The organism is Prosthecobacter sp. (assembly GCF_044378005.1).
Classification (GTDB): Bacteria; Verrucomicrobiota; Verrucomicrobiia; order Verrucomicrobiales; family Verrucomicrobiaceae; genus Prosthecobacter.
Genome location: NZ_JBILYB010000209.1, coordinates 1 through 7724 on the forward strand (window position 1 = coordinate 1; position 7724 = coordinate 7724).

A 7724-nucleotide genomic window follows, 5' to 3' on the forward strand; every position below is an offset into this window, starting at 1 on the left:
GACGACTCCGGCTAAGCTGGAAGGTGTGTTCACCGGCAAACGCGTCGTCGCGGTGTCGGCAGGTGGCACCTTCGCTGCGGCGCTGACTTCGGATGGTCGGGTTTATACATGGGGAAACAATTCTCAGGGGCAACTCGGTGACGGAGGCCCCGTCGTCCCATCAACCAATAATCCGACTCCCGCCGGAGTGAGCGGCACGGGCCTCCCTGGTGGCAAGACCATCGCCAAAATTACCTGCACGCAATCGGCGGTCTATGCGCTCGCTCGCGATGGCACCTTGTATGCGTGGGGCATTGGTGGCTTGGGCGGACTCGGGAACGGCACCACTGTTAGCAGTTCGACTCCGGCCCAGGTGGATGTCTCCGGTGTGCTCTCGGGTAAGACGATCGCCGACATCGCTGGCGGCAACAATTTCGCCCTGGCCCTGACCACCGAAGGGAAGCTTTACAGCTGGGGCACCAATGCCAGCGGCCAGCTCGGCGACGGCACCACCGACCAACGAAACAACCCCATCGCCGTGGATGTGAGCGCCAGCAGCGCCCTCAACGGCAAGACCGTCAGCTACCTCTCGGACGCTCGCCAGCCGACTTTCATGATGGCCGGGGCAAATGGTGCGGCTGCTCCCACCGCCCCCGAGATCGCCGTGACGGAAGCAGGCGTGGGCGACATCCCTGACAACACCGGCACCTTCAGCTTCGGCATCACCACAGTGGGTGCGCCGGTGACAAAGACCTTCACCATCACGAATAGCGGCGACGCCAATCTCACGCTCTCGAACCTCACGGTGCCCACGGGCTTCACCCTCGCGGCGACCTTCGGCAGCACGACCGTGGCGGGAAGCGGTGGCACCACGACCTTCCAGATTACGATGAGCGCAGGCGCTGCGGCGGCGCCGAGCGGCACGCTGAGCTTCGACAACAATGACGCCACGGAGAACCCCTACAACTTCACCATCAGCGGCACGGTCAATCCGGCACCCGTCGCCATCACCTCGCTCAGCCGAGTCGATGGTACGCCGACGAACGCAGGCACGGTGAACTGGACGCTCACCTTCGCCAGCGCTGTCACCGGCGTTTCAGCCAGCAATTTCACGCTCACCGGCCCAGCCGCCGCAGGCCTGAACGTGGGATTGCCGACCACGAGCAACAACATCACCTGGAACATTCCGGTGAACACCGGAGCCACGGACGGGCTTCTCACGTTGAACCTCGCCAACTCCACCGGCCTCTCCACGGCCATCAGCACCACGCTGCCCTTCGCGGGCGATAGCTACACCATTGATAAGACACCGCCGACCGTGCTCTCCGTGGTGCGTTTCAATCCTTCCCCCCAGACGACGAACAACCCCTCCGTCGTCTTCCGCGTCACTTACTCCGAGCCAGTGACGCTGAACCTGCCCGAAGCCAACCGCTTCCAGGTCGTGCCCGTGAATGGCAGCAACATCGTCGGCACCGTGACCGGCGTGACCGGCAGCGGGAACATCCGCGACGTGACCGTGAACCGCACCAGCGGCACTGGGGAGTTCAGACTACGGGTGATCGACTGATCCGTTCTTCAAACCTTCATTCCCCTTCGCATCTCACCTTTCATCGCCTCCTCTCTTATGAAGAACTCGATCCTCTCACGCCTCATTTTGCCGGTGGTCGCTGCCACGGTTTGCCTGGGTGCCGGCGTTGCGCACGCGGCGCTCCCGCAAGTGTTCAACCCCAACAATGCCGTCTTTGTGCGGCCCGGCGGCACGAGCTTCACCTGGACCTACGGCACCGGCACCACGCCCGAGCCCGGCTTCGCGGGCACTTACAACGTCACGCAGATCAGTTATCACGACGTGCCTCCGCAAAACATGTTTCTGACCCGTGGTCGTTTCGAGTTCAGCACCAACAGCGGATCATCGTGGTCAACTTACCCTGCGGGCATCAACAACAACACCAGCTTCACCACCATCTCGGGCAAGATCTGGCGCTTTGTTGACACCTTGGGTGGCAACACCACCACGTCGAATAGCATCGGTTTTGCCTATTTTCTCGGTGGTGGGCCCACGACCAATGTCGGCACTGGGGCAACGATCATCCCCGACAACGCGCCGACTGATATGACGGCGGATCGCACGACGGTCTTTGACACACTGCCGCAGGGCTCCACACTCGCCACCGTTACCCCGGTGGACACGGGTGCCACGAGGGATGGCTGGTGGGTGCTGGAAAACCAGTCGGTGCCGAGTCTTTTCGCCATCAGCTTCAATCGCAATGTGGACAACAAGGTGGCGCTTACCAAGAGCACCGGCACCATGCCTGCGCCGGGCACCACGGTCACGGCGACGCTGCGCTACTACGACCTTTATCAGACCGACAGCAGCGGCAACCCGATTAACGCCCAGGGTTTCAGCAAGCAATTGAGCTTTACCGTCACGTCCGAGGTCTCGAACGATCTCACTCTGGGCAATGATGTTCCGGTCAATACCTTCACCACGAACAACCAAAGCGCCCCTTCCGTGGCGAATCTGACCACCGGCAATCTCGCCGTGGTCTGGCAGTCGGCTAGTCAGGGCGGCAAAAGCCCGGCGACAAACAGCGGGATCTACGGCCAACTCCTCTCCAGCACGGGTGCGGCGGTCGGCTCCGAGTTCGTCATCAGCAATGCAGGTGCCGCCGTGGATGAAATCACACCCGCAGTGACCGCTCTGGCCGGTGGCCGCTATGTCGTGACCTACTCGAAAAAATCAGGTGCCGACTACGACATCGCTTATCGCATTGTGGAGGCGAATGGCACCGTTGGCTCGCAGCTGATTGCAAATACGACCACCGCAGGCGACCAGTCCGCGCCAGCTATCGTGACGCTGACGGATGGCTCCTTCGTCATCGCGTGGTATTCAGGCAATGGCGAAGTCCGCGCACGGCAGTTCGCGGCAGCGGCGGGTGCGCCCGTCGCCGGCGAGGTGCTGTTTGACAGCGCGGGCTACTACACCTCCGTGGCGGCGCTCAGCAATGGCAGCTATGCCGTGGCTTGGGCGGATAACAGCACAAGCGAGATCGAGGTGAAGGTCAACGGCGGCAGCGTTGTGGCCACCGGCATCATCAGCGCCTACTATGCAGGGCCGCGCCTGGCAGGGCTCACCGGTGGTGGTTTTGTCGTGGCCTCGGAGTCGGCAGACAGTGTGACGTTTATCCCTCAGATCGATGTCGCCCGCTACAACAACAGCGGCGTGCTCCAGGGCACCAAGTTCCAGGCCAACACTGTCTCCACCGGCAGTCGATATGCCGCCTCTGTTGCCGGACTAACGGGTGGCGGCTTTGTCGTCGGCTGGACGGCGGACAATGGCGACTTTGACCTCAACGGCCTCTTTGGCCGCCGCTACACGGCCCTCGGCGTCGCTGTTGATGCAGGAGAGTTTGAGATCAATCAGCATCGCAATGGCGATCAGGCCTACCCTGCCATGGCGGCAATGCCAAGCGATGCCTTTGCCACGGTCTGGACCGACACCACTGCCGCCAGCGTCACTGCTGGAACCTACTTGGGCGACGTGGAAGCGCGCATCCTCGCGGTGGCTGCCTTGAGCAATAACGCCGACCTCTCCGCGCTCGCTCTCACCACGGCGACGCTTAATGAAACCTTCGCCGCAGCCACCACGAGCTACACCTCCAGCGTGCCGAATGCCACGAGCAGCGTCACCGTCACGCCCACCGCCGCGCAGGCCAACGCCACCATCCAGGCGCGCGTCGGAGCCAACGCCTTCGCCAGCGTCACCTCCGGTAGCCCTAGTGCCAGCCTCGCGCTCGCCGAGGGAGCGAACACCGTCCAGGTGCAAGTCACCGCCCAGGATGGGACGGCAATCAAGACATACACCATCACGGTGACTCGTGCAGCAGCGGCGGCTGCACCAACACTCCTGGGCACGGCTGCGCAGCAATACACGAACAGCAGCACGCTCTCATACACCGTGGCGGCAGGCACAGACCGGCTTCTGGTCGTCACAGCGGGTGATCCGGGCACGCCGACGAATCCAACGACGGTCACCTTCAACGGCATGGCGATGAGCCTGGGCAACTCCACCTCGGACAACACCTACTCATGCGACTCGATCTGGTATCTGGCCCTCGGCTCCGGTGCCTCCGTGACAGGCAATATTGTGGTGTCGTTCGGAGGGACCGTCAGCCGCTACATCGGTGCCGCCGTTTACTCCGGGGTGAATCAGACCACGCCAGTGGACATTAATGGCCCCAAGATCTCCGGCTCGGTCACGGGTGTCCCGACGGTGGCATCCTCTCTCAATGTCACCAGCCAGACGGGGGACTTGGTGTTCGATCTCGTCGATGCCTATCACTCCACGACGACGCCAGGGACCAATGCCGGAGGAGGGCAGTCTGTGGTCAACAACGTCGGGAATACCTGGACAGGCGGCGCGTCACGTTACACGACCAGCGTCGAGGCTGGCGCTCCGTCAGTGACCATGAGCTGGACGACCACCAACAATAACGGATCCAGCACTGACCCCAGCAATGCTATCGCCATCCTGCATCTGACGATGAACATCAATGCAGGGGCTGGAGCACCCGCCACCCCCACCATCACGGTGAACCCGACCAATCTTGCCCTGGGCACGACGACGACGGGCACGGCCTCGACTCCGGCGCAGTCCTTCACGGTGAGCGGCAGCAATCTGACGGCGAACCTCGTCATCACGGCACCCACGAATGTGGAGATCTCCCTCACCAGTGGATCGGGCTACGCCTCGTCGCTGAACCTCACGCCGTCGTCCGGCACGGTCGCCAATACGACGATCTACGCCCGCATCCCGGCCTCGGCTGTCGCTACGATCACCCCGGTGAGTGTCACCGGCAACATCACCTCGGCCAGCACCGGGGCCACCACGCAGAACGTGAGTGTGTCCGGCACCGTGAACCCGCTGCCGCAGAATGTCACCGTCATGGTGCCTGCGGGAGTGTCCTTCACGCTCAATAGTGTACTTTACACGGGCTCGCAGACGGTGCCGCTCGCACCGGGCAGCTACACGCTGTCCACCACCACGCCGCAGACCTTGGGCGCGGGCACGCGGGCGGTTTTCTCCAACTGGTCGGATGCGGGTGCGATGTCGCACTCGATCACGGTCGCGGCGGCTCCCGTGTCGATCACGGGCAACTTCACCACGCAGTATCAGCTCACCACGGCGGTCAGTCCTGGCCCTGGCGGTTCGGTCAGTCCGGCCAGCGGCACCTTCTTTGATTCAGGCTCGTTGCAGGCTGTGTCAGCCACGCCAAACTCGGGCTTTTTGTTCAGCAGTTGGACCGGCGCGGTGGCGAGTGCCAGCAGCGCCTCAACCACCGTGACGATGGACGCGGCGAAGTCGATCACGGCGAACTTTGTGGCCTTGGCCCCAGAAATCGCCGTTTCCGGCAATGGCAATCCCATTAATGACGGCGCGCTCCTCGCAGCCGCCAGCGCGACGAATGCGACGGACTTCGGCAGCACTCCGGTGCAGGGCGGGATTGTCGAGATCACTTACACCATCGCCAACAGCGGCAATGCGGCGCTGAACCTCTCTGGTGGGCCGAATTTTGTCAGCGTGTCGCCCAGCACCGACTTCAGTGTGACCCAGCAGCCGACGAGCCCCGTGGCCATCAGCGGCGGCACGACGACGTTCAAGATCGCCTTCAATCCGACCACAGCGGCCACGACGAGCGCGACGGTGAGCTTTGGCAACAACGACAGCAACGAGAGTCCCTTCGACTTCGTGGTCAAAGGCACGGGCACCCCGGCGCAAACCTTTGATGCGGTGGGCAATGCCCTGGCAAACTCGCCCTTCGATGGTGGTGAGACCTACATTTTCGTCACCAACTCGGCACCTTCGATCACCAGCAACGGCAGCGGCCCGACGGCGGCTGTGAACGTGGCCGAAAACACCACGGCGGTGACGACGGTGACTGCCTCGGATTCAGACCTGCCCCCGCAGATGCTGACCTACAGCATCACGGGCGGGGCGGATCAGGCGAAGTTCAGCATCGTGCCTGCCACGGGTGTGCTTAGCTTCTTGGCAGCGCCCAATTTCGAGGTCAAGACCGACGCGGACGACAACAACGTTTATGAAGTCACCGTCACCGTCACCGACAACGGTGCAGGGTTGCTCACCGACACCCAGGATATCAGCGTGACCGTCACGGACACGAACGAAGCTCCGCTGATCACGAGCAATCTCGGTGGTCCGACGGCGGCGATCAGCATCGCGGAAAACACCAGCGCCGTGACCACGGTGACCGCGACGGATGCCGAAGTTCCGGCGACGCAAACGCTGACCTACAGCATCACGGGCGGGGCGGACATGCTGAAGTTCAGCATCGTGCCAGCCACGGGCGTGCTGACTTTCCAGGCTCCACCTGACTTTGAAGGCCCCCGCGTCGCGGCCCCCCCCAACAACGTCTATGAAGTGGTCGTGACCGTGACGGACAACGGCTCCGGTTTGCTCACCGACTCCCAGGCGATCAGCGTGACGGTGACCAATGTGAATGAACTGCCCGTCTTCGTGAAGGGCGCGGACCAACTGCTGCCCTACAACACCAGCAGCGCGCAGACCGCCACCGGCTGGGCCACAGGCATCAATGACGGTGACAGCACGGTGACACAGGCGCTGACCTTCAACATCAGCAGCAACACCAATGCCGGACTCTTCACCACCGCGCCGAGCATCGACAGCAGCACCGGCACGCTGACCTACACCCCGAACGGCACCGCCGGCACGGCGACCATCGGCGTCACGCTCACGGACGATGCCACGATCAACGGCAACGCCGCGCTGACCACCGCCGAGCAGACCTTCACCATCACCGTGCAGCCGGCACCAGACTACACCGTCGCGACAGCGGGCAATGTCATCGTGGTCACCGACATGAGCGGCAATGGCGACACACTCGCCGTCAGCGAGCCGAGCGCGGGGAACATTCAGTTCGCGGCAGCGGGCCGAACCTTCAGCGTGAATGGCGGGCTCAACATCGCTGGCAACTCCGGCGCAGTCACACGCACCAGCGTGACCAGCATCACCGTCAATGCGGCGGCTGGTGCGGACACGATCAACGTCGGTGCCTTCACCGGCACGCTGCCGAGCCTGACGCTGAATGGCGGCACGGGCGACGACACGGTGAACCTGAATGGCGACATCACCTTTGCCGCGAATGCGAGCCTGGACCTGGACCTTCAGAACGACCATGCGACGCCGGGCACGGACATCGTGAGCGTGGCGACGGGTGCGAATATCCTCACCTCTGGCACGGGCAGCATCATCGTGAAGGTGAGCCGGAACGTGTCCCTGGCCTCGGGCTCCAGCCTGGAAACCGTGAATGGCGGGATCAGCATCGAAGCCAACCAGCAAGGCATAGCGACGACCGGCAGCTTCGCCGGTGTGGATGTGGACAATGGACTGGTCCGGTCCACCGGTACGGGAGTTGTGTCCGTCACGGGCAGGGCGGGCAATGGCGCTGGCGGGCTTCAGGTCGGTGTGTATGTGCGGTCCGGCGGCGACATCCTCGGGGGCACCGCGGGCACGCTGACGGTGGCAGGCAGCGGCGGGGCGTCCGTGGGTCAATTTAACTTTGGAGTAGCGGTGGACGACAGCAGCACGATCAACACCAGCGGTGCCAATGTGCAGGTCACCGGCACCTCTTTCGCCACTGGAGCGAGCGACAACGCCTACGGAGTCTATGTGAATGCAGCGGGTGCCCTGATCTCAGCGGGCGGCT

At 63.2% G+C, this 7724-nt stretch carries 2 protein-coding genes; both read left to right on the plus strand.

The features are described 5' to 3' along the window. Positions 1–1546 (plus strand): choice-of-anchor D domain-containing protein (locus AC6FTP_RS24325; protein ID WP_497209502.1); only part of this gene is annotated, 1546 nt, incomplete at its 5' end. A 57-nt stretch (positions 1547–1603) separates the two neighbouring features. Continuing rightward, the coding region (locus tag AC6FTP_RS24330) for a cadherin domain-containing protein (protein WP_497209503.1) at positions 1604–7724 on the plus strand (6121 nt) is incomplete at its 3' end.